The organism is Rhodoferax sp. GW821-FHT02C08 (assembly GCF_059421805.1).
Genome location: NZ_JBWKVR010000002.1, coordinates 351,598 through 377,086, shown reverse-complemented (window position 1 = coordinate 377,086; position 25,489 = coordinate 351,598). Strand labels below are relative to the sequence as shown.

Sequence of the window (25,489 nt, the reverse complement as noted above, 5' to 3'; positions counted from 1 at the left end):
ATGCATATGTACAACCCCCCTGCCGCCGCGCTGTCCGTGGCCCCCAAGCTGCAGGTTGAAGACCTGCACATCCACTTCGCCACGCCCGAAGGCCCCATGCACGCGGTGCGCGGCGTGTCTTTCAATTTGTCGCGCGAAAAGCTGGCCATCGTCGGCGAGTCCGGCTCGGGCAAGTCCACCGTGGGCCGCGCCCTGCTCAAGCTGCACCCGCGCAGCGCGCGCATCGAAGCCCGCAAGCTAGCCTTCGACGGCGTGGATCTGCTGAACGCCAGCCCCAAGACCATGCAGGGCATACGCGGCCAGCGCATGTCCATGATCATGCAAGACCCCAAGTACTCGCTGAACCCGGTGGTGCGCGTGGGCCAGCAGATCGCCGAGGCCTATTTGGCCCACCACAAGGTGCCGCGTGCCGAGGCCTATGAGCGCGCGCTGGCCATGCTCGAATCGGTACACATCCGCGAACCGCAGCGTGTCTTCAACCTGTACCCGCACGAGGTCTCGGGCGGCATGGGCCAGCGCATCATGATCGCCATGATGCTCATCACCGAGCCCGAGATCCTGATTGCCGACGAGCCCACTTCGGCGCTGGATGTGTCGGTGCGTTTGCAGGTGCTGGCGGTGCTGGACGAACTGGTCAGCCAGCGCGGCCTGGGCCTGCTGTTCATCAGCCACGACCTGAACCTGGTGCGCCACTTCTGCGACCGCGTGCTGGTGATGTACGCCGGCCGCGTGGTCGAAAGCATTGCCGCCGCCGACCTGGACCGCGCCGAACACCCCTACACCCGCGGCCTGCTGGGCGCTCTGCCCAGCCTGGAGCAACGCCGCCCCCGCCTGCCCGTACTGCAACGCGACCCGGCCTGGCTCACCACCTGAACCGGCACGCAAAGGACTATTCCATGGCCATGATCGACGTCAACGGACTGCACCTTGCCTTTGGTGCGGTGAATGTGCTCAACGATGTACAGCTGCAGGTACGCCAGGGCCAGTCCTTCGGCCTGGTGGGCGAATCCGGCTCCGGCAAAACCACGGTGCTACGCTGCCTGGCCGGGCAGTACAGCCACTGGACCGGCAGCGCCCGCATTGGCAACCATCCGCTGGACCACAAGCTGGGCCGCGCACCTAAGCTGGCCCAATGCCGCGAGGTGCAGATGGTGTTCCAGGACCCCTATGGTTCGCTGCACCCGCGCCACACCATCCACACCGTGCTGGCCGAGCCCCTGCGCATCCACGGCATGGACCGGGAGCGCGAGCGCATCGACAGCATCCTGGCCAAGGTAGGGCTGAACAGCAGCTTCCGCTTCCGCTACCCGCACCAGTTGTCGGGCGGCCAGCGCCAGCGTGTGGCGATAGCCCGCGCACTGATTCTGGAGCCGCGCGTGCTGCTGCTGGACGAGCCCACATCGGCACTCGACGTATCCGTGCAGGCCGAAATCCTGAACCTGCTGGCCGACCTGCGCGAGCGCGACGGCCTGACCTATCTGATGGTCACCCACGACCTGGGCGTGGTGGCCCACCTGTGCGACCAGGTGGCGGTGATGCAGCACGGCCGCATCGTCGAATCGCTGAGCGTGGATGCACTCTGCAGCGGCGCCGCCCAGCACCCCTACACCCGCATGCTGGTGGAAGCCAGCCACTCGTACAGCCGTAACGCGGCAGACGCACTGGCTGCTGCAGCGTGAGACAAGGAAGCCACTGGTGTTGAACCGCCGCCATGTTCTTGCCGCCTCCTTGGTGGGGTCGCTGGCCGTTTGGTTTGTATGCGGTTCTCGGTAACCCCGCGCGCAAGGCCATGGGGTCAGATCCGAATTGCGCTCAGTCCGCTTATCGGAGTCCACGACGTCTATCCGCATTTCGGCTCTGACCCCAGGGGCGGGTAGACGCCCACTCTCAAATTGATAGCTGGTGACGCAGGTATTTCATGCGCTAGCGGCCGATTGGGTTTAACCTTTTAAAAGGGTTGATGCCTTTGGTATCCCCTGCCGGGCGCATATCCCGGCCGGGGATCGCAGAGACGCCCACAGCGATCCGCACCACACTACGCAGCATAAAAATCTTCAAATCAAAAGACGCACTCAGCGCAAACTCCACAAGCACAAGAAGCTTCAGAAAGTAGAGCGCTTTGCAGCTGCATATCTGACGAAAACCAGGGCCTGCGTTCAGCCAATGTCCTGGTGGATGCAAAGATAGTTGCCCTCGGTGTCCTTGAACCAGGCTGCCTTCTCCGCACCCAGCACACACACATGGTCCACGGTCTTGAATCCAGGCAGATCGTAGTCCTCGAACACTACGCCGGCCTCCTTCAGCCCGACCACGCTGGTGGCGATGTCCTGCACCTGAAAGCTGATCGCCGTGTGTTCCGCCTTGGTACCCTCCGGCCGGGGAAACAGAGCCAGCGTGCTACCGCCCACCTGGTAGATGCACTTGCCGTCGGGTCGGAAACCACTGGGCGTCAATCCCAGGCAGCGTTCGTAAAACGCTCGCGCCCGCTCGATATCGATCACCGGGAGCATGGTTGTCACAGAAGCATTGGCTAGCATATGTAGTCCTTTCGCTCTAGCGGCTGGCGCTGGTGCAAGGCGATCAGCGCTTTCTTAGCATAGGCGCCAAGTTGGCAAACTACCAGTCGGCGATGCAGCTTGGGTGCTGAAATAAAAACAGTCTCCAGCGCAAATAGCACCTGCGCGAGAAGCTATGAAAAATGCAGCGCCGGGCTATAGTGCTTCCTCGTTTGCACCGGGCAATACAGGCCCTTCGTATAGACCCACATCCACCCCCCCAATGTCCAAACTGAATCTCAGCGCAGAGGCGAGTCGCCTGCCCATTCCCTGGCGATCCACCGTGCTCGGCAGGGCCGCCGGCGCCAACATCAAAGTGCTGCGTATGGACGCCTCTGCCTATCCGCCCGAAACCCACCCCTTCGTCGAAGCCCTGCTGGTCGTGGACGGCCACATGAACCTGGAAATCGACGGCCAGCTGATCCGCGTGCAAGCCGGCGAAGTCTTCCTGGTGCCCGCTGGGCAAGCCCACGCCGTGGCAGCAGGCAGCCAGGGCACGCTGGTCATCATCGACCAGTGACGGCTCAATTTGCGTATCGGAATCTTCAAATGAAAAGTGACTCTAGCGCAGATTCCATTTGCGCGAGAAGCTATGAAAAATAGAGCGCTGGGCAACTAGACCATTTAAAGGAAGGATGCCTGCGGATCAGGCGCCTATCGGTTTTCCCGGGCTATAGTGGTTCATCGCTTGGCATAGGATGTTTGTCCCAATACCTCGCTAGAGAGCCATTCTGCAAGCCACTTCCTGGGGATTTTGATGACCGATAGTTACCGCCGCGACATTTTTATCCCGCAGGTTTTGCGGTTTATATTGCTTTGAAGCCTCATTTGCATATGGCCAAGCATCGACTGCACAAACCGAACCCAGACGCTGAGCGAGTAAAGCTGCGAAGACTTGCTGGTGAACTAGGACTTGGTGGATTGGCAAGTGACACAAAGTGGATAGAACTCATTGGCGCATGTCGCGATTTGAGTTGGATTGGTCCACAATATCGATGCAAATGCATCGACGGCAATTACGTTTGTGATTGGGATTATGAATGGGAGGCTCTGCCCTATCCGTTTTCTGCCATCGAGTGGATTGACATCTTTTGCAGGGAATACATTACTCGGGATCCGGTTACACGGAAGACTGTGGTCGTTCAAAAAATCAAAGACCACTCCGCTGAAGTTGAGACGATTCTGGCACGTATCGGCCTTGACTATGTGCGGGGTAAAAATATGTTCCGGGTATTTGCGTATGCACCCCGAAATACAGAAGGCTTTGATAAAAATCCACCGGCTTAACAGGTTGCTTGTTTTGGACGCACAGCATCAGATTGCCGTTTTGCGGCGCTTGCTGCGTACCGGACAGCGCCAACGCTAAGCCTATGAATACTCTAAGTAAAGCTACGATGTTAGGCCGGTACCCCATTTGCAACGGATACGTCACGTTAGAGTTTCAAGTAGGAACCAGGCTAATTTGGGTGCGGAGCCGCCCTGAAATGCCTGAGAGTCAATGCGTAGCGTTGGCTGAGAGTATGTTCGATCATGCTTATGACGAAATACAGATGGCCATCCTGGTCGCCGAAAATGCTTCTCGGCTACTAATGCCAGAATTTTGGGTAGCACACGATGCATCGAGAATTCCCGGCAATCGCCTGGATGTATGGAGCTTCACGCTTACTCCTGAAGACCTATCTGTGAACTACTACGTGTCTCGCAACCATGAATTCGATTTCGATGCTCCCGTTTTTGAGCCCGAAGACTACTTGTCCGAATACCCAATATCGTTACCCCATGTTCCTGATTGTCACGGTGTTCATGTCGAGAGGACTCAATTCGGTGAGTTGCGTGCTAAACCATAGGTCTAACATTTTCAAGGCGAACAAAAATGCTCCACATTTTTGCCGGTTAACCTGGATGCTGGACCTTAGGAATATTCATGCTTCGTAAGTTACTCATCGCAATATTCCTATGGCCAGTTGCTGTAAATGCCGGCCTGGACGTAACAGCCTACGAAAGACTCACCATCTTCCCATCACCGCAATTTGATAGCGATGGGGAACCACTGGGACCTAATCAAGTCAAGCTGGCCCCAGTGGAATTCGCGGAACGCTTTGATGGTTTGATAGCGGGAAAGGTATATCGCTACGAGTCGGCCTTTGACTTCAGGGCGGGTTCCTATTCTGGCTACAACTACTGGCGAAACGAGTTGGCAAAGCTCGCAGGCAATGAGCAGACGCCGTACAAATCGTTCAACGGCAAGACTGAGCTTCGGTACGACGCTACGGTTTGGAAAATCAAGAGGGGCGCATTTTGGGAGCTTATTGACTTCTCCGACGCCGAAGGCGTAATTGGCCCCGTTGTGTGCAAGCGTGTTTACAAGGACTTTCTTCAGTATCAAGACGCCGCCTTAAAGCATTCTGATGAGTACTTTCGTACGTCCTATCAAGATTGGATGAAGGCGTTTTCCATGTGCGCTAGTGATGGAGCTATCGTCTTTCATTGACTACTTGCCAAGGCAACAACGAGCCACAGTCGAGAATTTCCTGCGGCCCAACCCATCATTCCTCCGGAACTGCGCGAAAAGCCGCGCAGGCCGGTGAATTCAGACGTTAGGCATCGCCGTACATGCGCCGTGTGCTACTAGCCTCCATTCGTGCCTATCAGAAGTACGTTTCTCCGTACAAAGGCTTCTGCTGCGCATACGGTAAGCACACAGGTCGCGCCAGTTGCTCTGCATTTGGCTACCGAGCGGTGCGCCTCCACGGCGTTTTCGGCGGCCTGGTACTCATCCGGCAAAGAACTTATTTGTGCGGTGTTGCTTGTCGTCGGCATCGTCAGGCTGGCGGTCGACCAAGCCGTACGCAAGGTGGCTTTTGCGATGTAGGCTGCGACGTACCATGCGATGCAAGTTGTCACTTGCCTGGTGGCGACTTCTTAAAGGACGCCTGTGATCTCGCTAGCTGGTGCGATTGCAGTGGGTGCGATTGGCCGCAGCGGCGGGATAAATCCGGGGAGCAAGAAAAGTATGTCTACATCCCACCAAAGGCGCGGAGTCGCGTTGAACCGAACTCGCGTCAAGGCACGCACAGCGATGCCTAATTTTTCTACACCAGCTATGCAGATCGCCCGCCACCTGCTTTTCGCTTCGGTTGCGCTTCTTGCTGTGAGCGCCAAAGCTCAAAAGGCCATCGAGCCACGCACTGCAAACGAGAGGGTTTTCGTTGAATCAGTGCAGAAGCGTCTATCTCCGTGCTTCACTATGGTGGGCGTTGACCGCACCATCCCCGTGGCTGCGAAGCTGCCTCCAGACAAGGAGCTTCTTGCCGCTGTTCAACTTCGCGCAAGCGGTCCGCTGGTACACGACGGCTACAACTACATGCTCTTCATTCATAGCCCCTCAAACTCAGCGTTCGTTTTGCAGCTCGGCGGTTTCGCCGGTTCGCAAACTGTCTTTGGCCCTATCCCGCTTACAACCACTTGTCAATGATGCACACCATGCCGCGGGCGCTGGCGCTAAACCGATCACTTAACCGGAGCGCCAACGGTAAACGGTAAGTTGTCGTTCTCCACCGAGCTCCGGGCACACCCATGGTTGAACTTCTCGTCGGACCGATCGTTGTACTGATAGCGTTAGGGCTTGGTGGCCATCGTCACCTACACCTTCTTCGGCCTGGACGCCCTGGGCGACGAGATCGAAGAGCCGTTTGGCCTGGAGCCCAACGACCTGCCGCTGGACGCGATTTGCCGTGGCCTGGAAATCAATCTGCGCGAGTCGCTAGACGACACCGATATTCCCCCGCCCCTGCTGCCGGTGGACTTTCGGCTGAGCTGATGTGATCTGCTTTTTATAGCGGCTAGCGCAGATAGTACCTGCGCCGAAGGCTGATTGGATCTGATCGGATTTGTACCTCAGACGTGTCGCTACTACCGTTCGCCCTGAGCTTGTCGAAGGGCCTGCTGGTAATGGAGCCCTTCGACAAGCTTGTATGGTGAGGTTTCCATCAACCAACCATCAAGAAAGGGCGAGGAGCCGGGCTTACTGCACCGCTCCCGCACTCCCCCCCAAAGCCAGCACCAGCGTCGCGTGGTTCACGTACTGGTTGAGGCGGTTCTCGGCCACGGCGATCTCGGCCGTGCGGCGGCTGTCTTGCGCGTCCAGCCAGGGACGCAGGGCGACGGAGCCGGCGCGGTAGCGGACTTCGTACAGGCGTTCGGCCCGGGTGGCGGCGTCCAGTGCCTGCTGCAGCAAGACGGCTTGCTGGCGGTACTGCTGGCGGGCGGACAGGGCGTTGTCCACATCGCCCAGGGCGGTGTACAGGGTCTGGCGGAAGTTGACCACGGCCTGGTCGCGTTGGGCCTGGGCGACCTGGATGTTCAGGTCCATGGTCTGCTGGTTCAGGAAGGGCAGGCTCAGGGCCGCGCCCAGGCTGCCAAACGGGTTTTGCAGGATGTTTGCCAGCGAGGTGCTGGAGGTGCCCAGCGCGCCGGTGAGTGTGAGCGCCGGGTAGTAGCTGGCGCGGGTCGCGTCGATCTGCACATGGGCTTCGCGCAGACGCAGCTCGGCGGCGCGCAGATCGGGGCGGCGCGCCAGCAGTTCGGCGGGCAGGCCGGCGGCCACTTCGGGCAGCGGGCTGGTGGGCAGGGTTTGGGGTGCGGCGGGTAGGGGGGCTGCGTCGAACAGCAGGGCCAAGGCGGTGTTGGCGGTGACCACGTTCTGCTGCAGCGTGGTTTGCGTCGCCTGCAGGTTCAGCAGGCTTTGCCGGGCCTCGGCCAGCTCCAGCCCGCTGGTGGCGCCCGCGCTGGCCTGGGCTTGCACCAAGGTCAGGGTCTTCTGCGCATTGGCAATGCTTTGCAGATTGGCGGCCAGGCGCTGCTGGGCATAGCCGAGTTGCCAGTACAGCTGGGCGGTGGTGGCCACCAGGGTTAGCGCGGTGCTGGCACGGTCTTGCTCGGTGGCGCGGGCTTCCCACAGGGCCACGTCGCGCTGGCTGCCCAGCTTGTTCCACAGGTCCAGCTCGTAGCTGACGCCCAGGCTGGTGCCACTGCTGTGGGTGACTTGCTGCGGTGTGTCCAGCGTGCGCGTGGCTGTGCCGCTGAGGCTGCCGCTGAAGACGGGGCGGTTTTCTGCCAGACCGGCCTGCAGCTGGGCTTCGCGCAGCTTGATGGTGGCGGCGGCCAGGTTGTTGTTGCGCGCCAGGGCCTGGGCGACCAGCTGGTCCAGCACCGGGTCGTGGAAGGCCTTCCACCAGGCGTCGTTGCTGACGGCTTGGCTGGCAGGGGCGTACTGCCATTGCGCGGCCACCGTGGTGGCCGGCGGCGTGTAGGCGGCTTGATGGCCGGTAGCGCAGCCGGCCAGCAGCAGGGCGCACACCAGGGTGGATGGAAGGAGGCGGGTTTTCATTCGCGGGCCAGTGCTTCGACGGGGTTGAGCTGAGAGGCGTTACTGGCCGGCAGAAAGCCGAACACGATGCCGATGAGGGTGGAGCAGACAAACGCGGCCACCATGGAGGCCGTGGAATAGACCATCTGGAAGCTGGTGCCGGCCAGGCTGAAGCCCCAGCCTATGGCCAGCGACAGGCCTATGCCGAGCACGCCGCCCACCAGGCAGACCAGCACGGCCTCGATCAGGAACTGCTGGCGGATATCGCTCTGCCGCGCGCCCACGGCCATGCGCACGCCGATCTCGCCGGTGCGCTCGGTCACAGACACCAGCATGATGTTCATCACGCCAATACCGCCCACTACCAACGAGATCAGCGCGATGGCCGAGACCAGCAGGGTCAGCACCTGGGTGGTGCTTTCAATGGTCTGGCGGATGGTGTCGGTGTTCAGCACATAGAAGTCCACCACGCCGTGGCGCTGCTTGAGTAGGCTGTTGATGCCGGCCTCGGCGGCCTTGGTGGATACATCGTCGCTGACGCGCACGGTGATGGAGCGCAGATAGCTCTGGCCCAACACCCGGCGCAGGGCGGCGGTGTAGGGGATGTAGACGTTCAGCGCTTCGGCATTGCCGAAGCCGGACTCGGCCTTCTTCGCCACGCCGACCACCTGGAAGGGCACGCTGCCCAGCAGCACTACCTGGCCCACCGGGTTGGGGTCGGTGGGGAACAGCTGTTTGCGGGTGTTGTCGTCTATCACCACCTCTTGCGCCAGGTTGGTGATGCTGGCGGGGTTGAAGAAGCGGCCCTGCGCCAGCTGCACGCCCTTGACGCGGAAGTACTGCTCGCCCACGCCGTTGATGTTGCCGGTCACCGCCACGTTGCCGAAGCGCAGCGTGGCCGAGCTGGAGGCAGTAGGCGTCACGCTGTCGGCATATACCTGCTGGGCCAGCGCGTCGGCGTCGCCCGGCACCAGGGTGCGCACGCGCGCCGCGCGCTGGTCGCCAAAGCCGGCGCCGGAAAAGATTTCAATCGTGTTGGTGCCGATGGAGCTGATGTTCTTCAGCACCTGCTGGCGCGAGCCCTCGCCCAGCGCCACCACCGACACCACGGAGGCGATGCCGATGATGATGCCCAGCATGGTCAGAAAGCTGCGCAGCGGGTGCGAGCGCAGCGCCAGCACGGCCATGCGGAAGGCTTCGGTGAAGCGGCCCCACACCGCGCCCCAGCCGGCGCCGCCCGCAGGTGCTGCGGCCAGCACGGGCGCCACGCTGGCGGGCCGCACCTGGCGGTCGGCAATGATCTCGCCGTCGCTGATTTCGATGATGCGCTGGGCATGTTCGGCCACCTGCATATCGTGCGTCACCAGGATGATGGTGTGGCCCTCGGCGTGCAGCTCCTGCAGGATCTTCATCACCTCGGCGCCGCTGTGGCTGTCCAGCGCGCCGGTGGGCTCGTCGGCCAGGATCACGCTGCCGCCGTTCATCAGCGCGCGCGCAATGCTGACGCGCTGCTGCTGCCCGCCGGACAGTTGGCCGGGCTTGTGGCGCATGCGGTCGGCCATGCCCAGGCGGGTCAAGAGTGCAGCGGCGCGGTCATGGCGCGCGGTGCTGTCTTTGCCGGCGTAGACGGCGGGCACTTCCACATTGCCCAGTGCGTTCAGGTCGCCCAGCAGGTGGTAGCGCTGGAAGATGAAGCCAAAGTGTTCGCGCCGCAGCTCGGCCAGCGCGTCGGGCTCCAGCTGGCCGGTCTCGCGCCCAGCCACCCGGTAAGAGCCGGTGGTGGGCCGGTCCAGGCAGCCCAGGATGTTCATCAGCGTGGACTTGCCCGAGCCGGACGCGCCCACGATGGCGATCATTTCACCCGCATGGATCTGCAGGTTCAGGTCCTTCAGGACGGTGATGGTCTCTTCGCCCGCGGGGAACTCGCGCCGCAAGGCGGTGAGCTCCAGCAGCGGGCTGGCAATTGCTCCGGTAATTGCGCCGGCATGTGCGCCGGTGTGGTTGCTGGCCATGCCTACATGCCCATGGGGGGACGCATGCGGGGAGCGCCAGTGCTACCAGCAGCAGCTTCGCTGACCACCACCTGGTCGCCGGCCTTCAGGCCTTCCAGAATCTGCGCGTGGATGTTGTTGTTCAAACCGACCTTCACGGCACGCGGTGTGGCCTGGCCGTCTGGGCCCAGCACGCGCACCATGGTGCGGCCCTGCTTGTCGCGCTCACCCAGCGCGGCCGAAGGGATGCTGAGCACCTGCTTGGCCTCATCCAGCACGATGTTGACCTGGGCCGTCATGGAGATGCGCAGCTGGCCGTCGGGGTTGGGCACGTCCAGCAGGCCGTTGTAGTAGATGGCGGTGGCGCTGGTGGTGGTCGAGGTGCTGCTGCTGGTCGTGGTGTCGGTCAGGATGGAGTCGGGTGCGGGCTCCACCGTGCGCAAGGTGGTGCTGTAGCGCTTGTCGGGTGCACCGAGGATGGTGAAGTAGACCTTCTGCCCGGGCTTGACGCGCACCACGTCGGCCTCGGAGATTTGCGCCTTCACGGTGATGGTGTCCAGCCGCGCCAGCTTGATGATGGTGGGCGTGCTCTGGTTGGCGTTCACGGTCTGCCCTTCGAGTGCCACCAGGGCGACCACCACGCCGTCCATGGGCGCCAGGATCTGGGTGTAGCCCAGGTTCAGTTGGGCGGTGTTGACGGCGATCTGCGCCTGGGTGACTTGCGCCTGCTGCGCGCTCACATCGGCGCGGGCGGTGTGCAGCGCGGCGTCGGCGGTTTCAAAGTCGGCGCGCGAGCCCGCGTCGGCCGCCAGCAGGGTTTGGGCGCGCTGGAAGGCCAGCTCGGCCTGCTTCTGCGTGGCCTGCTTGAAGAGCAGCTGGGCCTGCACATTGGCCAGCGCGGCCTGGGCGGTGCGCAGGCTGTTTTGCTGGGTCAGCGAGTCGATCTCGGCCACCAGCTGGCCTTTTTTGACAACGTCGCCCAGCGCTACTTTCAGCGACTTGATCTGGCCGGATGCCTGCGCACCCACGCTGACCTGCTTGAAGGCCTGCAGCGTGCCCGAGGCCAGCACCGCCTGCTCGATGTCGGCCAGGCCGGCGGTGGCGGTCACGTAGTCGGGCTTTTTGGCGCTGGGGAAGAAGACCAGTTTGGCGGCGACGGCCAGCACCAGCAGAAAAATGGCGGCCAGCGCGTAGCGCAGAAGTCGGGACTTGGGCATGGAGTGAGGGTGTGTGGTAGCAGCGGCTTACTTTACATAAGCCCCGTCACATGCCTGCCAAGCCCCGGCAAAGCCTTTGTAAAGCAAAGGCCGGAGGTTTGCCCCGGCGCGCTTGAGCTTGCTACTGCGCTATGGTTTTTGCGAAAAACTCATACAAGAAAATAGCCCACTAGCGCAGGTATAACCTGCGCTGGCAGCTATCAAAAAAGGACTAATTTTTGATAAGGTACGCGCTTGCAAACCGATCACGCCACCATCGTTCTTGGTGATCATCACTGTGGCCGGGCCAGTGGCCCTTGTACTTGCTGGGGTCGCCGATGTTGGCGGTGTTCTCATCCGGGTGTTGGATGTTGATGAACAAGGCCTTGCCATCGGGCGACTCGGCCGGCTATGCGGTTTTTGCGTGTGACGCCTTGTGCTTGCGTCGGGCCTGCTGCCAGGTCCGCTTGATGGCTGGGCTGAGCCACAGGGCCTGCATGGCTCCGTAGGCCGTAAGCGCCAAGGCGGCGCCCAGCAGCGGCAGACCCACCAGCAGCGGCCAGCCCATGGCCTGCACCCAGCCCAGCAGGCCCTGCATCCAGTCGGCGGCGCCATCGCCCATGCTGGGCAGTGGCGGCAGGGTTTGCGTGCCGGGCAGCACCCACTGGCCGATCTGAAAGGCCAGCAAATACAGTGGCACGATGGTCAGCGGGTTGGTGTAGCAGGTAGCCAGGGCACCGGCAATCGCATTGCCGCGCAGCCAAGCGCAAGCGGCAAAAGTGGCGGGCACCTGCAGCGGGCCAGGGATCAGCCCGCAGAACATGCCTATGGCCACGCCCAGGGTCAACGGGCGGCGGTTGAAGTTGAACACCTCGCGCCGGTCCAGCCAGGGCCGCATGCGCTGCAGCAGCGGCCCGTGCAGATGGGCCAGCACCCGGGGCTCCAGGCCGCGCAGCCAATGGCGCAAGGTATGCGCGTAACTGGCCATCAGTGCGCCGGCGGGCCGGGTTTGCGCGAGGTGATGAGCGAGGCCACGATGGACGCGGCAATCAGCAGCGCCGTCACCAGCAGGGCGTAGCCAATCGGGATCTTCACCAGGTCGATCAGTAGCATCTTGCCGCCGATGAAGACCAGCACCAGGGCCAGGCCATAGGCCAGCAGATGGAAGCGGTCCGCCAGGTCGGCCAGCAGAAAGTACAGCGCGCGCAGGCCCAGAATGGCGAAGATGTTGGCGGTCAGCACGATGAACGGGTCGCTGGTGATGGCGAAGATGGCGGGGATGCTGTCCACCGCAAAAATCACGTCGGTGGTGCCGATCAGCACCAGCACCACGAACAGCGGCGTGTAGTACTTGACGCCGTTGACCTGGGTGGACAGCTTCTCGCCGTCAAACTCGTTGCTGATCTTCATGCGGCCGCGCAGAAAGCGCAGCACCGGGTTTTGTGCAATGTCCGGCTCCTTGCCGGCGGCCAGCCACATCTTGGTGCCGGTGAACACCAGGAAGGCGCCGAACACATACAGCAGCCAGTGGAAGGTGGCCAGCAGCCAGGCGCCGGCCAAAATCAGGATGGCGCGCAGCACGATGGCGCCGATGATGCCGGTGATCAGCGCGCGCTTCTGGTACTGGGCTGGCACGCCGAAGTAGCTGAAGATCATCAGGAACACAAAGATGTTGTCCACCGACAGGCTCTTTTCCACCAGGTAGCCGGTAATGAACTGCATGGACACGGTATTGGCCACCGTGCGGCTCTGGCTGTAGTCCAGGTAGGCCCACAGCAGGCCCACGAACACAAAGGCCAGCGAGAACCACAGCACACTCCAGCCGGCGGCTTCTTTCATGGTGACCTGGTGCGCGCCCTGGCGCTCCATCACCCACAGGTCGATGCCAATGGCCACCACCACAAAGACGGCAAAGCCGACCCACATCCACCAGGTTCCGATTGTTTCCATGCCGCTGCTTCCTTTCTTCGTATGCCAGACCCCGTGCAGATCTGCCGGGCGCCAGGGCGTAAGTCTAGGGGTAGGCTACTTCCGAGAAAACATGCTTAAACCATAGCGTATCTTCGGAAATTACGAAATGTGCGGCCGGCACCGCCTGGTGGTTTGCCCCGCTTATGCGGCTACGGTGCGCCGGCTGGTCCACCAGCCTTCCAGGCTGTACACCACCAGCGCGGCCCAAATCATGCCAAAGCCCGCCAGACGCGATAACTCGAAGGGCTCGTGGAACAGCCACACGCCGGTGGCGAACTGCAGGCTGGGTGAGATGTATTGCAGGATGCCCATGGTGGACATCGGGATCAGGCGCGCACCAGCGGCAAACAGCAGCAGAGGCACGGCCGTCATGGGCCCGGCAAACACCAGCAGGGCGATGGTGGCGCTGTCGCCCTGCGCCAGCACGCCCTGGCCTTGCCAGGTTGCCCAGCCCAGCATGACGGCAGCGATCGGCGCCAGCAGCATGGTCTCCAGCGCCAGGCCTTCCAGCGCGCCCAGGTGGGCCACCTTGCGCAGCAGGCCGTAGAAGCCAAAGGTCAGCGCCAGCACCAGCGAGATCCAGGGCAGGTGCCCGGTCTGTACCGTCAGCCACAGCACGCCACCGGCGGCCACCGCCACCGCCAGCCACTGGCCGGGCCGGGGCCGTTCACCCAGAAACACAAAGCCCAGCGCCACGCTGACCAGCGGCAGGATGAAGTAGCCCAGGCTGGCGTCCACGATGTGCTGGTGCTGCACCGCCCAGACATAGACCAGCCAGTTGCCCGACAGCAGCAGCGCCGACAGCGTAAATGCTCTCAGCACCTTGGGTTGGCCGCGCAGCGCGCGCATCCAGGACCAGCGCTTGAGCACGCCCAGCAGCAGCAGCACAAACACCAGCGACCACAGCGTGCGGTGCAGCACCATCTCCAGCGCTGGCACCTGGTTCAGGTGGTGGAAGTACAGCGGGAACAGGCCCCAGGCTGCGTAGGCCAGGGTGGCGTAAAGGATTCCGGGATGCATGGCGAAGGGGGGTAAAAGACGGTGGGTAGCGTGGTTACCCAAAATGACTGGCCCGCAGACCACTACATAAATTGTAGCTACCTGCGCAGTATTTATCTGTGCTGGGGGCTTGCTTCTTACACAGATTGGATGGTGACGAACTTGCGCACCGGGCTGGACAGCACCAGGGACGTGGTCACCGCACCATGTACCGCCAGCGCATCCACCACGCGCTGCAGGTCCTTCTTGTCGAGTTGCATCGGGGTTTCCGATGGGCCATCGGCCTGCTGTTTGAGCGTCGGCCCACCTCCGTATCAGCTCCAGCAGATCAAGCCTGGGGTCTTAGCTCAACCGGGTCGGTACCGCCTGCCCGTGTCGGCGCCGGAAGGTGTCTGATGGCCGCTCGCCAAACAGCGCACGGTAGTCGTTGGCAAAGTGGCCGAAATGCCAGAAGCCAAAGCGCGTGGCCGCCTCGGTCACTGAATCGGCTTCGCCCATGATCTGGCGCACGCGGTTCAACCGCTCGGCCCGCAGGTAGGACGCCGGGTTCAGGCCCAGCGCATCCTGGAAGGCGTACTGCAGGCAGCGCCGGCTGACACCCAGCAGGGCCACCAGCTCGGCCACCGACAGCGGGCAGTCACGGGCCGATTGCTCTATGTGCGAGCGCGCTGCCTGGGCCAGGCGCCAGTTGCGGTTGGCGCTGGGCGGAGTGGCCGATTCCCTTAGCGGCTCGGCCTCCAGCAGATCCAGCAGACTGTAGACCAGCGATTTCTCGAAGGCTTCGCAGACCTGGGGGTTGTCCAGTAAATCCGGGTCTTTGCCCACCGCGTCCAGCATGGCGCGTAGCAGCTGGCGCAGCGCGTCCATGCGTTCGCCGGGCATGTCCAGCACGGTGGCCCGCACACCCAGCTTGCCGGCGATGCGGGCCAGGGCCTCGCGCAGCGCCGGGTTGGCAAAACGCTGCGGGTAGAACTCGATATCCACCACCACATGCTTTTCGGGCGAGCGGAACTCGAAGCCGTCGGCCCCCGAGAACACATGCAGGCCGTTGAGATGGCTGCGCTGGCCGCACAGCAGCGAATGCCCTTCTAGCTGCAAAGGCACGCCGATGGCCACGCAGCCGGGCGACAGTGCACCACGTTGCAGCACAGCACGGTTCAGGTTTTCGACCACGATGTGCACCGCCCCGGTGTCTATGGCGGTCACGCTGCCGTCGAAGGCGCCGGGCGACAGCTGGCAGTAGGACTGGTTCCAGCCGTGCAGCACCGCCGCCTGCTCATCGGTGTCGCGGCAGCGGAAAACCTGGAAGTGCGGGGTGGCAGCGGGGTGCATGGGTGCGAAAGAAGTGGCCTAAAAGATTAAGCAAGTCTTTTGCCAATTCGGGATAGTGCCATCGCCACGGAATTTTTAGACTGGGGCGAACCAGCATTTCATTCGACTTAAAGGAGTTATTCCATGGCAGGCAGATTGGCGGGCAAGACGGCCCTTATTTCCGGTGGCGCTACCGGCGCGGGCGGTGCGGCATCCAAGTTGTTCGCGGCAGAAGGCGCGCGCGTGGCGGTGGTCGACATCAACGTAGCCGCCGGTGAAGCGGTGGTGGCCGAGATCATCGCTGCGGGCGGCGAGGCCGCATTCTTTGCCGCCGATGTATCGCGGCGCGACCAGGTGGAGATCGCCGTGGCGGCCGCCAGCGCGCGCTTCGGCACTATCTCCGTGCTGTTCAACCATGCCGGCACCATCACCGTGAAGCCGTTTCTGGACACCACGGACGAAGACTACGACCGCTTGATGGACATCAATGTGAAGAGCATGTTCATGGTGACCCGCGCCGTGCTGCCGCAGATGCTGGCCGCCGGCAAGGGCAGCATCGTCTGCACTGCGTCCATCTCGTCCGTAGCCGCCACGCCGTTGGAGGTGCTGTACTGCATGACCAAGGGCGCTTGCGCGATGCTGGCGCGCGCAGTAGCGGTGGAGTACCGCGACCGCGGCATACGCTGCAACGCGGTCTGCCCCGGCTTCATCGACACGCCGCACGGCCAGCGCGAGATCAAGGCCCTGGCCGCGTACGGCTTCGACGCCTCGGTCGAGGCCTTGTCGGTCCAGCAAGGCCGCCTGTGCCAGCCCGAAGAGGTGGCCAAGGCCGCGCTGTTTCTGGCCAGCGACGACGCGAGCTTCGTCAACGGCGCGCACCTGTTCGTCGACAACTGCTTCACCGCTGCTTAATTTTTTTCATTCCACTGCAGAAAGGTAGGTTCATATGAGTGCCATCTCTCCTCCCGCCATGGATGCGGACGTCAAACTCCTGCATGAAATGGGCTATGCCCAAGAGCTGTCGCGCCGCATGGGGCGCTTCTCCAACTTCGCTGTGTCGTTCTCTTTGATCTGCATCTTGTCGGGCGGCATCACGTCCTTCCAGATGGGCCTGTCGGCCGCTGGTGGCGCGTCCATTGGCTTGGGCTGGCCGTTGGGCGGCCTGTTCGCCATGGTGGTGGCCGCGTCTATGGCGCAGATCGCTTCGGCCTACCCCACCGCTGGCGGCCTGTACCACTGGGGCTCCATCCTGGGCGGCAAGGCCTGGGGCTGGATCACCGCCTGGTTCAACTTGCTGGGCCTGGTGTTCGTGGTGGCGGCGATCAACTTCGGCACCTACGACCCGTTCTTCAAGACCTTGATTGCGCCCATGTTCGGCGTAGCACCCGAGTCGCTGGGTTGGGTGCACCAGACGATCTTTTTGAGCGTCATCACCGGCCTGCAGGCGCTGCTGAACCACCGCTTTATCAAGCTGGCCAGCCGCATCACCGACCTGTCGGGTTACCTGATCTTCGTGGTCACGGTGGTGCTGGTGGTGTCGCTGGTCGCCTATGCGCCCGGCAAGCTGGACTTCAGCCGCCTGTACACCTTCACCAACCTCACCGGTACGGATGGCAGCGCCTGGCCGCAGCAGACGCTGGTGATGGCCTTCTTGTCCGGCCTGCTGCTGACGGCCTACACCATCACCGGTTTTGACGCCTCGGCCCATACCGCCGAAGAAACCCGCGACGCCGCCAAGAACGTGCCCAAGGGCATCATCAGCTCGGTGCTGTGGTCGGTGCTGTTTGGCTATGTGATGGTGTGCAGCTTCGTGCTGGTCATGCCCGACCTGACGGCGGGCATGAAGATGGGTACCGGCTTCTTCGAGGCCATCCTGGCGCCTATCCCCACCGCGCTGCGTGTCACCATCGAGGTGCTGATGTTCTTCATCAACTTCGTCTGCGGCTTGGCTGCCGTCACCTCCTGCTCGCGCATGATGTACGCCTTCGCCCGCGACGGCGGCTTGCCCGGCTCGCGCTGGCTCAAGCAGGTGCACCATGTGCAGCGCACGCCCGGCACTGCCATCTGGGTCACCGCCGTGCTGGCGATTTCGATCACGCTGTATGGCGACGCCTTCACCGTGCTCAGCGCCGGCAGCGCCGTGTTCCTGTTCATCTCCTACGCCATGCCCATCGCCGCCGGCGTGTTCGCCGAGGGCAAGACCTGGACCAAGAAAGGCCCGTTCAACCTCGGCGCCTGGTCCAAGCCCTTTGCCTTGTTGGGCACCGTGGGTGCGCTGGTCCTGGCCTATGTGGGCATGCAGCCACCGAACGAAAAGGTGGCGTATGTGACCGTGGCCTTGTTGGTCGCGCTGCTGGTGATCTGGTTCGTCTTCGGCGTGCGCAAGCACTTCGCCGGTCCACCGCTCGGCAAACGCATTGCCGAGCGCCAGTCCCACATGGGTGAGATCGAAGCCGAGTTCGCCACGCAGGAGAGTTGAGGCTATTTTGCTATATTAAAAGTAGCTTCTAACGCAGGTATTCACTGCGCTAGCAGCCAAAATGATGTACATGAAAAACGCGCCCTGGGGCGCGTTTTTATTGGGGGCTCTTAGGCTCAGGGCGTAGTGCTTGCCGCCAAGGGTTTGGCTGCTGCATCGTCTTCTTTTTTCCAGACGACGACGCCATTGATGGCATACAGGTGGCAGGGTTCGGTACTGATGCGGTTGCAGTTAGCCATCACCCGCTCAGCCGGGTCTTGCAGTGGGCCGCCGTCAACGGAGCGCATGCCATTGGCCCAGGCATATTTGCCGGACATGGACAGCGCAAAGGCGCGCGGTGCAGACTTCTTCAACCACTCCCGGTACTGTTCACGCGCCTTGTCGTCAATGTAGGGAATGGCGTCTACGTCGTCGATGTTGGCGAAGCCACTCCCCAGGTAGGCAATGCCCGTCATCTTGGTCGCGGGGGCAGCAGCAGTGCCCGATGCCGCGGGTTTGGCCGCGATCACCAGGCTTTGTTGCGCACGTGCCGTCGATTTATCCAGGTCCGCCGTTTTGGTATTGCCCGTGAGCTCGTTCAGCGTGAGCTCGGCAAACTTTTCGTACATCCAGTTCATGCGCATGCTGTCTTGCCCGCCGCCCCAGCCGCCTAAACCGTAGGAGGCATTGACCTTGAATGCGTGCAGCTGGCGTCCGGCGGCATCCACGATCTGCACCCGCCCACTCATGGAGTCGGTGCCTGCCAGGATGCCCAGCAGCACCGCCGATACGGCCGAGCGCACCCGGAAGTCCTCGATGGTGATATTGATTCTGTAAGGCGCGTCGCTGCGCAGCAGGTTGTTGGCGTCCAGGCGGGTTTCTATATACCTGCCCAACTCCTTGGTGCTGAATTGCGGGTTGTCGGCCTGCAGCTTGCGGGCATCTTCCGTCAGCGCCAGTTCCACGTGGTTGTAGCTCAGCCCCAGCATGCTGCCCGGGGCTGTGGTCTTGCCGCCTTCCCGCTGCACCGTGCCCGCGCACCCGGTGAGCAGAGCTGCCAGCGCAAGCAAAAGGCCCGCGCACCATTTCGTATTCAACATGCCATCTCCCTTGTTTTGTATGTCCACGTGGTTTTATTTTCGGCACTAAACGTTGCGGCCGGATGTAAAAAACGCGCCCGAGGGCGCGTTTTTCTTGGGGGCTGAGAAGCCGATTACTTGGCCACGACGCGGGCCATTTCCAACACTTTGTTGGAGTAACCCCATTCGTTGTCGTACCAGCTGACCAGCTTGACGAAGGTGCCGTCCAGGGCGATGGAGGCTTCAGCGTCGTAGATCGAGGTACGGCTGTCACCACGGAAGTCGGTCGCAACGACCTTGTCTTCGGTGTAGCCCAGGATGCCCTTCAGGGCGCCTTCGGATTGGGCCTTCAGTTCGGCGTTGATCTCGGCGATGGTGGCCGAGGTGTTCAGCTCGACCGTCAAGTCCACCACCGACACATCGCTGGTCGGCACGCGGAAGGCCATGCCGGTTAGCTTCTTGTTCAGCTCAGGAATCACCACGCCCACGGCCTTGGCAGCGCCAGTGCTGGAAGGAATGATGTTTTCCAGAATACCGCGGCCGCCGCGCCAGTCTTTGTTCGAAGGGCCGTCGACGGTCTTTTGCGTGGCGGTGGCGGCGTGCACGGTGGTCATCAGGCCGCGCTTGATGCCGAACTTGTCGTTGATCACCTTGGCCAGCGGGGCCAGGCAGTTGGTGGTGCAGGAGGCGTTGGAAATGATGGCTTGGCCAGCGTAGCTCTTGTCGTTCACGCCAAACACGAACATGGGGGTGTCGTCCTTGGAAGGAGCGGACAGGATGACCTTCTTGGCACCTGCGTCGATGTGCTTTTGTGCGGTTTCCTTGGTCAGGAACAGGCCGGTGGATTCGACCACGATGTCGGCACCGACTTCGGCCCACTTCAGGTTCGCGGGGTCGCGCTCTTGCGTCAGGCGGATCTTCTTGCCGTTGACGATCAGCACGCCGTTGTCCACCGAGACTTCACCCTTGAAGCGGCCGTGCACGCTGTCGTACTGCAGCATGTACGCCAGGTAGTCAGGCTCCAGCAGGTCGTTGATGCCGACGATTTCCACGTCGTCAAAGTTTTGGATGGCGGCACGGAACACCATGCGCCCGATACGGCCGAAACCGTTGATACCGATCTTGATTGCCATTGTCTTATCTCCAGTAGTTAAATCTCAACCCAGCGATGGTAGGCCCGGTGTGCACCGGGCCTACGCCGTTTACTTCTTCTTACGCAGGACTTTTTCGACCGTCATCGCCACGTTCTCGGAGGTGAAGCCGAAGTGCTTGAACAGCACTGGTGCGGGGGCCGATTCGCCGTAGGTGTCCAGGCCGACGACGGCTGCGCAGCCGTATTTCCACCAGCCGTCGGTGACGCCCATTTCGACAGCGATGCGCGGCAGATTGGCCGGCAGCACTTCGGTTTTATAGGCTTCGGATTGGCGGTCAAATACCGTGTTGCTGGGCATAGAGACTACGCGGACAGCTATGCCTTTGGTAGCAAGCAGGGCCTGGGCAGCGATTGCCAATTGCACTTCGGAGCCGGTGGCGATGATGACGGCCTGGGCCTTCTTCTTGATGCCAACGGCGGCGGGTTCGGACAGCACATAGGCACCGCGGCTGATCTCGCCCAGGTCCGCCTTGGCGGCGTAGGCGATGTTCTGGCGGCTCAGCAGCAGGGCCGAAGGACGGTTCTTGTTTTCCAGCGCCACGGCCCAGGCCACGGCGGTTTCGGCCGTGTCGCCCGGACGCCAGACGTCCAGGTTCGGGATCAGGCGCAGGCTGGCGGCGTGCTCGACCGACTGGTGCGTCGGACCGTCTTCGCCCAGACCGATGGAGTCGTGGGTGAACACGTGCACCACGCGCAGCTTCATCAGCGCGGCCATGCGGATGGCATTGCGGCTGTAGTCGCTGAAGGTCAGGAAGGTACCGCCGTAGGGGATGAAACCGCCGTGCAGGGCCACGCCGTTCATGATGGCGGCCATGCCGAATTCGCGCACGCCGTAGTTGATGTGGCGGCCACCGTTGCCGACGCCGGTGTGGCTGTCGAAACGCAGGCTGGGCGTGCTCTTGGTGTTGGTCAGGTTCGAACCGGTCAAATCGGCCGAACCGCCCAGCAGTTCAGGCAGGGCTGCGGTGAAGGCTTCCAGCGCCAGCTGCGATGCCTTGCGGGAGGCCACGGTTTCGCCCTTGGTGTGGGCGCCGATCACGGTGTCCACGGCGGTCTGGGCAAAGTTCTTTGGTAGATCGCCCTTCATGCGGCGCAGCAGTTCCTTGGCTTCGGCGGGGAAGGCGGCCTTGTACGCAGCGAACTGGGTGTTCCAGGCGGCTTCGCGGGCGGCGCCGGCGCTCTTGGCGTCCCAGGCGGCAGCGATGTCCTTGGGAATGGTGAACGGGGCGTAAGGCCAGTTCAGCACTTCGCGGGTCAGCTTGATTTCCTCGGCGCCCAGCGGTTCGCCGTGCGCCTTGGAGGTGTTGGCACGGTTCGGGCTGCCCTTGCCGATGTGGGTCTTGCAGATGATCAGCGTGGGCTTGTCGGCCGACTTCTTGGCATCGGCGATGGCTTGCGACACGGCGGCGGTGTCGTGGCCGTCGATCGGGCCCAGCACGTTCCAGCCGTAGGCCACAAAGCGCAGCGCGCTGTTGTCGATGAACCAGGGCGCGACCTGGCCGTCGATGGAGATGCCGTTGTCGTCGTACAGCGCGACCAGCTTGTTCAGCTTCCAGGCGCCGGCCAGGGCCGCGGCTTCGTGGCTGATGCCTTCCATCAGGCAACCGTCGCCCAGGAAGGCGTAGGTGTGATGGTCGACGATGGCATGGCCTTCGCGGTTGAACTCTTGCGCCAGCAGCTTCTCCGCCAGGGCAAAGCCAACGGCATTGGTGATGCCTTGGCCCAGAGGGCCGGTGGTGGTTTCCACACCAGGCGTGTAGCCGAATTCGGGGTGGCCTGGGGTCTTGCTGTGCAGCTGGCGGAAGTTCTTCAGCTCAGCTATTGGCAGCTTGTAGCCGGTCAGGTGCAGCAGCGCGTACAGCAGCATGGAGCCGTGGCCGTTGGACAGGATGAAGCGGTCGCGGTTCAGCCAGTTCGGGTTCTTGGGGTTGTGCTGCAGGTGCTCGTCCCACAGGGCGACAGCCATGTCGGCCATGCCCATGGGCGCGCCGGGGTGGCCGGAGTTGGCCTGTTGCACCGCGTCCATGGCCAGCGCGCGGATGGCGTTGGCCATGGCGGTGGTGGGCTTTGCAGCAGCCGGAGCCGCAGCAGGAAGAACCGCCACTTCGGGGGTGTTTTCGTTCAGGGGGGTGTCGGCCATCGAGGTCAGCTCCGGAGAAAGTTCGGGGTGGATATTTTGGTAAGCCCGTTATTTTACGGGGCTGACACCTTGCGCCTTGTGCTGCCCTGGTAACCCGGAGCGGGTGCGGCAAAGACAGCACAATAGACAACCCCTCGCCCACACCCCATAACCGCCATGCCGCTTGCCAAAATTGAAGTCCGCCGCAGCCGTCCTGCTGCCGAAGTTGCCGCGCTGATGGAGGCGGTCTACCTGTCCATGCGCGAAGCCCTGAAAGTGCCGGAAGACGACCGCCAGGTGCGCTACATCGAGCACCGCCCCGAGCACTTTTGGGTGGCACCCGGCAAGACCGAAAACTACACCCTGGTCGAAGTGATGATGTTCCCCGGCCGCAGCATCGACGCCAAGCGCACGCTGTACCAGGGCATCGTGCAGCGCTTGGGCACACTCGGCGTTGCGCCGCTGGACGTGTTGGTGGTGCTGACCGAGCCACCCAAGGAAAGCTGGTGCGTGCTGGGTGTACCGGCCTCAGACACCACACCCAAGGCTTAAGCCTTTTAGGCCGCTAGCGCAATAACCATCTGCGGCAGCAGCTATTTATTCAATAGCAAATGCAGCCCTAGCATGACCCGCCCGATAATCCACACCATGCCCGCCCACCCCCTGATTACCCATGCCATCGTGCTCGCCGCAGGCCGCGGCGAGCGCATGCGCCCGCTGACCGACCACACGCCCAAGCCGCTGCTGCCCGTACAAGGCAAACCGCTGATCGTCTGGCACCTGGAAGCGCTGGCGGCAGCTGGTGTGCGCTACGTCGTCATCAACACCGCCTGGCTGGAAGAGCAGATCCCCGCCGCGCTGGGCGATGGCTCGCGCTGGGGCCTGCAGATCAGCTATTCCATGGAAGGCCGCGACCACGGCGGTGCGCTGGAAACCGCCGGTGGTATCCGCAAGGCGTTGCCGCAGCTGGGAGATGCTTTCTGGGTGGTGGCCGGCGATATTTATGCGCCAAGCTTCCGCTATGACGCCAGTGCCGCCAATGACTTCGCCCGCAGCAGCGCCCTGGCCCAGCTGTGGATGGTGCCTAACCCACCCTACCACCCGCGCGGCGACTTCGGCATTGCCGACAACGGTCTGGCGCTGGACGGCCCCGGCCCCGACGGCCAGCGCTGGACCTATAGCAGCCTGGCCCTGGTGCGCGCCGAACTGTGCCGCGCCGTGCCCCTGGGCAGCAAGGCCGCGCTGGGCCCGCTGCTGTTTGACGCGATACGCCAGCAGCGCATCACCGCATCCCGTTTTGACGGCCCCTGGCACAACGTGGGCACCCCCGAACAACTGGCCGAACTCCACTGAAGCGACACACCATGAGCACCCACATCTACGCCCAACGCCGCGCCCAACTGGCCCGTGAAATCGGTCCCGGCGGCATCGCCATCGTCCCCACCGCGCCCGAGCAGCAGCGCAACCGCGACAGCGACTTTCTGTACCGTGCCGACAGCTATTTCTACTACCTGACCGGCTTCACCGAGCCGAATGCCTGGCTGGTCGTGACCGGCGAAGGCCAGTCCACCCTGTTCTGCGCGCCGAAGGACCTGGAGCGCGAAATCTGGGACGGTTTCCGGCTCGGGCCGGACGCAGCGCCCGCAGCGCTTGCGGTGGATGCTGCATTTTCCGTAGCAGACCTGGACACCCAACTGCCGCGCCTGCTGGAAAACCGCAGTGCCGTCTGGACCCCGTTCGCCACCCACAAGGGGCTGGAAGGCCGTGTCGATGGCTGGTTGAACAAGGTGCGCGCGCGGGTCCGCTACGGCGCCCTGTGCCCGGATACCCAGCGCGACCTGTGCAGCGTGCTGGACGAGATGCGCATGTTCAAGGACGCCAGCGAGCAGGACACCATGCGCCGCGCCGCACAGATCAGCGCCGGCGCCCACATCCGCGCCATGCAGCTGTCGGCCCGCATGCTGCGCGCCGGCCAGCACGTGTTTGAGTACCACCTGGACGCCGAACTGCTGCACGAGTTCCGCCGCCAGGGCTCGCAGTACCCGGCCTATGGCTCCATCGTTGCCGCCGGCGCGAATGCCTGCGTGCTGCACTACCGCGCCGACAAGGCCCCGGTGCGCGACGGCGAGCTGGTGCTGATCGACGCCGGCTGCGAGCTGGACGGCTATGCCAGCGACATCACCCGCACCTTCCCGGCCAACGGCAAGTTCAGCGGCCCGCAGCGCACGCTGTACGAGCTGGTGCTGGCCAGCCAGGATGCGGCCGTCGCCGCCACCAAGCCCGGCGCCCGCTTCACCGACCCGCATGACGCCACCGTGAAAGTGCTGGCCCAGGGCATGCTGGACGTAGGCCTGCTGGACAAGAACAAGGTCGGCACCGTGGACGACGTGATCGCCAGCCGCGCCTACTTTGCCTACTACATGCACCGCACTGGCCACTGGATCGGCATGGATGTGCACGACTGCGGCAGCTATGTGGAGGCGTCGGAAGTCGGCGCCAGCAGCCAGCGCAAGGACCCGCTGAGCGGCGAGACCATCACCAACCGGCCGAGTCGCATCCTGCAACCCGGCATGGCGCTGACCATCGAGCCCGGCATCTATGTGCGCCCCGCGCCCGGCGTGCCCGAGGCCTTCCACAACATCGGCATCCGCATCGAGGACGATGCCATCGTCACCGCCACCGGCTGCGAACTGATTAGCCGCGGCGTACCGGTGGATCCAGACGCGATCGAGGCTCTGATGCGGGATTAAGCAGCTTTTACGGCTCTACGCTATAATGGTGATCTCGGTAGATGGGCTTCGCCATGGAGCTCCGCGATGCAACCCAACACATCGCACCACCACGCCGAGCCTGCACCCCCGAGTTTGTCCGCACCCTGTCATGCTGTGCGGACCCAGGGCTCCAAGTGCTTTGCGCGCAAAACCCCTCCCCACCGGGTGCTGCGCAAGACCTGCCTCCAGTGCAATTCCATCGGAAGCCGGTCTAAAACCCGCAGTGTGACAAGACGTATTTCTGGCGCGCCCATTAGTAAGGCCGCCTTGTTTTCCATAATGAATAAAAATAATTCGATTGCTGCCGGCAAATATTTGCTCTCGCCGCTGACCCGTGAACAGGCCGATGGCCGTTTTGGCTCCTCCGTGTCGATCCGTAATGGCTCGCACGACCGCGTCATGCGTTTCGTGGCCCTGTTCGACGATGCCACAACCGCGACACAATACGCAGTTGAGCAAGGTTTGCAGTGGGTGCGTGCGCGCCACGCCAATCCGAGCGCCGCACACGCCTAAAAATT

General features: G+C 62.7%; 26 protein-coding genes and 2 pseudogenes. 15 read left to right on the top strand and 13 right to left on the bottom strand.

Going from position 1 to position 25,489, the window contains the following annotated elements; genetic code table 11:
* Positions 1 to 6 precede the first annotated feature (6 nt).
* Together AC07VY_RS04015 and AC07VY_RS04010 are read left to right on the top strand one after the other, a co-directional pair.
* Positions 7 to 873 (top strand): ABC transporter ATP-binding protein, encoded by an 867-nt coding sequence (locus tag AC07VY_RS04015; protein WP_495096388.1) that lies wholly within the window; start codon positions 7 to 9, stop codon positions 871 to 873.
* A gap of 29 nt (positions 874 to 902) precedes the next feature.
* Positions 903 to 1,679 carry an ABC transporter ATP-binding protein gene (locus AC07VY_RS04010; RefSeq protein ID WP_495096413.1) on the top strand — a complete coding sequence of 259 codons (777 nt, stop codon included), beginning with the start codon at positions 903 to 905 and terminating at the stop codon, positions 1,677 to 1,679.
* Between the two features lie 477 nt (positions 1,680 to 2,156).
* On the opposite strand, the gene AC07VY_RS04005 is transcribed toward AC07VY_RS04010, so the two are convergent.
* Positions 2,157 to 2,537, bottom strand: a complete 381-nt coding sequence (locus tag AC07VY_RS04005; RefSeq protein ID WP_495096387.1) for a VOC family protein — start codon at positions 2,535 to 2,537, stop codon at positions 2,157 to 2,159.
* 241 nt (positions 2,538 to 2,778) lie between these two features.
* Here AC07VY_RS04005 and AC07VY_RS04000 point away from each other — a divergent pair, with 241 nt between their 5' ends.
* The 7 genes and pseudogenes from AC07VY_RS04000 to AC07VY_RS03970 all read left to right on the top strand — a co-directional run.
* Positions 2,779 to 3,075, top strand: a complete 297-nt coding sequence (locus AC07VY_RS04000; RefSeq protein ID WP_495096386.1) for a cupin domain-containing protein — start codon at positions 2,779 to 2,781, stop codon at positions 3,073 to 3,075.
* Between the two features lie 314 nt (positions 3,076 to 3,389).
* Positions 3,390 to 3,842 (top strand): DUF6678 family protein, encoded by a 453-nt coding sequence (locus AC07VY_RS03995; protein WP_495096385.1) that lies wholly within the window; start codon positions 3,390 to 3,392, stop codon positions 3,840 to 3,842.
* A 263-nt stretch (positions 3,843 to 4,105) separates the two neighbouring features.
* Complete coding sequence (locus AC07VY_RS03990) at positions 4,106 to 4,402, top strand: hypothetical protein (protein ID WP_495096384.1); 297 nt, start codon at positions 4,106 to 4,108, stop codon at positions 4,400 to 4,402.
* Positions 4,403 to 4,479: 77 nt separating this feature from the next.
* Positions 4,480 to 5,046 (top strand): hypothetical protein, encoded by a 567-nt coding sequence (locus AC07VY_RS03985; protein ID WP_495096383.1) that lies wholly within the window; start codon positions 4,480 to 4,482, stop codon positions 5,044 to 5,046.
* A gap of 122 nt (positions 5,047 to 5,168) precedes the next feature.
* Positions 5,169 to 5,642 carry a membrane protein insertion efficiency factor YidD gene (gene yidD, locus AC07VY_RS03980; protein ID WP_495096382.1) on the top strand — a complete coding sequence of 158 codons (474 nt, stop codon included), beginning with the start codon at positions 5,169 to 5,171 and terminating at the stop codon, positions 5,640 to 5,642.
* A gap of 16 nt (positions 5,643 to 5,658) precedes the next feature.
* Positions 5,659 to 6,030: a hypothetical protein gene (locus tag AC07VY_RS03975; RefSeq protein WP_495096381.1), complete on the top strand. Its 372-nt coding sequence runs from the start codon at positions 5,659 to 5,661 to the stop codon at positions 6,028 to 6,030.
* A 150-nt stretch (positions 6,031 to 6,180) separates the two neighbouring features.
* Positions 6,181 to 6,375, top strand: a pseudogene (locus AC07VY_RS03970) (bestrophin family protein); the annotation flags it as partial.
* A 204-nt stretch (positions 6,376 to 6,579) separates the two neighbouring features.
* Here AC07VY_RS03970 and AC07VY_RS03965 read toward each other — a convergent pair.
* From AC07VY_RS03965 to AC07VY_RS03925, 9 genes and pseudogenes are all read right to left on the bottom strand, one after another.
* Positions 6,580 to 7,944, bottom strand: a complete 1,365-nt coding sequence (locus tag AC07VY_RS03965) for an efflux transporter outer membrane subunit (RefSeq protein WP_495096380.1) — start codon at positions 7,942 to 7,944, stop codon at positions 6,580 to 6,582.
* Positions 7,941 to 9,887: a MacB family efflux pump subunit gene (locus tag AC07VY_RS03960; RefSeq protein ID WP_495096412.1), complete on the bottom strand. Its 1,947-nt coding sequence runs from the start codon at positions 9,885 to 9,887 to the stop codon at positions 7,941 to 7,943. The genes AC07VY_RS03965 and AC07VY_RS03960 overlap by 4 nt, the downstream gene beginning before the upstream one ends.
* Positions 9,888 to 9,937: 50 nt before the next feature.
* The gene (locus tag AC07VY_RS03955; RefSeq protein WP_495096379.1) at positions 9,938 to 11,131 is read right to left on the bottom strand and encodes an efflux RND transporter periplasmic adaptor subunit; all 1,194 of its coding nucleotides are present in this window, start codon (positions 11,129 to 11,131) and stop codon (positions 9,938 to 9,940) included.
* A 129-nt stretch (positions 11,132 to 11,260) separates the two neighbouring features.
* Positions 11,261 to 11,404 (bottom strand): hypothetical protein, encoded by a 144-nt coding sequence (locus tag AC07VY_RS03950; RefSeq protein ID WP_495096419.1) that lies wholly within the window; start codon positions 11,402 to 11,404, stop codon positions 11,261 to 11,263.
* Between the two features lie 115 nt (positions 11,405 to 11,519).
* A complete protein-coding gene (locus AC07VY_RS03945; RefSeq protein WP_495096378.1) occupies positions 11,520 to 12,098 on the bottom strand; it encodes a DUF2062 domain-containing protein in 579 nt (192 codons plus the stop codon).
* Complete coding sequence (locus AC07VY_RS03940; protein WP_495096377.1) at positions 12,098 to 13,060, bottom strand: TerC family protein; 963 nt, start codon at positions 13,058 to 13,060, stop codon at positions 12,098 to 12,100. The genes AC07VY_RS03945 and AC07VY_RS03940 overlap by 1 nt, the downstream gene beginning before the upstream one ends.
* Positions 13,061 to 13,222: 162 nt before the next feature.
* A complete protein-coding gene (gene rarD / locus AC07VY_RS03935) occupies positions 13,223 to 14,101 on the bottom strand; it encodes an EamA family transporter RarD (RefSeq protein ID WP_495096376.1) in 879 nt (292 codons plus the stop codon).
* 116 nt (positions 14,102 to 14,217) lie between these two features.
* Positions 14,218 to 14,322 (bottom strand): annotated as a pseudogene (locus AC07VY_RS03930) (Lrp/AsnC family transcriptional regulator); the annotation flags it as partial.
* Positions 14,323 to 14,422: 100 nt separating this feature from the next.
* Complete coding sequence (locus AC07VY_RS03925; RefSeq protein WP_495096375.1) at positions 14,423 to 15,412, bottom strand: helix-turn-helix domain-containing protein; 990 nt, start codon at positions 15,410 to 15,412, stop codon at positions 14,423 to 14,425.
* A 123-nt stretch (positions 15,413 to 15,535) separates the two neighbouring features.
* On the opposite strand from AC07VY_RS03925, the gene AC07VY_RS03920 reads away from it, so the two are divergent.
* Both AC07VY_RS03920 and AC07VY_RS03915 read left to right on the top strand, forming a co-directional pair.
* Positions 15,536 to 16,303, top strand: coding sequence for an SDR family NAD(P)-dependent oxidoreductase (locus AC07VY_RS03920; RefSeq protein WP_495096374.1), 768 nt, complete (start codon positions 15,536 to 15,538; stop codon positions 16,301 to 16,303).
* Between the two features lie 34 nt (positions 16,304 to 16,337).
* Positions 16,338 to 17,870: an amino acid permease gene (locus AC07VY_RS03915; protein WP_495096373.1), complete on the top strand. Its 1,533-nt coding sequence runs from the start codon at positions 16,338 to 16,340 to the stop codon at positions 17,868 to 17,870.
* Between the two features lie 116 nt (positions 17,871 to 17,986).
* On the opposite strand, the gene AC07VY_RS03910 is transcribed toward AC07VY_RS03915, so the two are convergent.
* From AC07VY_RS03910 to tkt, 3 genes are all read right to left on the bottom strand, one after another.
* Positions 17,987 to 18,949 (bottom strand): hypothetical protein, encoded by a 963-nt coding sequence (locus AC07VY_RS03910; protein ID WP_495096372.1) that lies wholly within the window; start codon positions 18,947 to 18,949, stop codon positions 17,987 to 17,989.
* A 113-nt stretch (positions 18,950 to 19,062) separates the two neighbouring features.
* A complete protein-coding gene (gap, locus tag AC07VY_RS03905; RefSeq protein ID WP_116607738.1) occupies positions 19,063 to 20,061 on the bottom strand; it encodes a type I glyceraldehyde-3-phosphate dehydrogenase in 999 nt (332 codons plus the stop codon).
* A 69-nt stretch (positions 20,062 to 20,130) separates the two neighbouring features.
* Positions 20,131 to 22,134, bottom strand: a complete 2,004-nt coding sequence (gene tkt / locus AC07VY_RS03900; protein WP_495096411.1) for a transketolase — start codon at positions 22,132 to 22,134, stop codon at positions 20,131 to 20,133.
* Positions 22,135 to 22,377: 243 nt separating this feature from the next.
* Between tkt and AC07VY_RS03895 the strand changes: the two genes are divergently transcribed.
* The 4 genes from AC07VY_RS03895 to AC07VY_RS03880 all read left to right on the top strand — a co-directional run bounded on the left by AC07VY_RS03895 (position 22,378) and on the right by AC07VY_RS03880 (position 25,484).
* Entirely contained in the window at positions 22,378 to 22,752 is a 375-nt protein-coding gene (locus tag AC07VY_RS03895) for a tautomerase family protein (RefSeq protein ID WP_495096371.1), read from the top strand.
* Positions 22,753 to 22,824: 72 nt separating this feature from the next.
* Positions 22,825 to 23,553 (top strand): N-acetylmuramate alpha-1-phosphate uridylyltransferase MurU, encoded by a 729-nt coding sequence (gene murU / locus AC07VY_RS03890; RefSeq protein ID WP_495111280.1) that lies wholly within the window; start codon positions 22,825 to 22,827, stop codon positions 23,551 to 23,553.
* A gap of 11 nt (positions 23,554 to 23,564) precedes the next feature.
* Complete coding sequence (locus tag AC07VY_RS03885) at positions 23,565 to 24,950, top strand: aminopeptidase P N-terminal domain-containing protein (RefSeq protein ID WP_495096369.1); 1,386 nt, start codon at positions 23,565 to 23,567, stop codon at positions 24,948 to 24,950.
* Between the two features lie 288 nt (positions 24,951 to 25,238).
* Positions 25,239 to 25,484 carry a hypothetical protein gene (locus AC07VY_RS03880; protein WP_495111281.1) on the top strand — a complete coding sequence of 82 codons (246 nt, stop codon included), beginning with the start codon at positions 25,239 to 25,241 and terminating at the stop codon, positions 25,482 to 25,484.
* Positions 25,485 to 25,489: the final 5 nt, after the last annotated feature.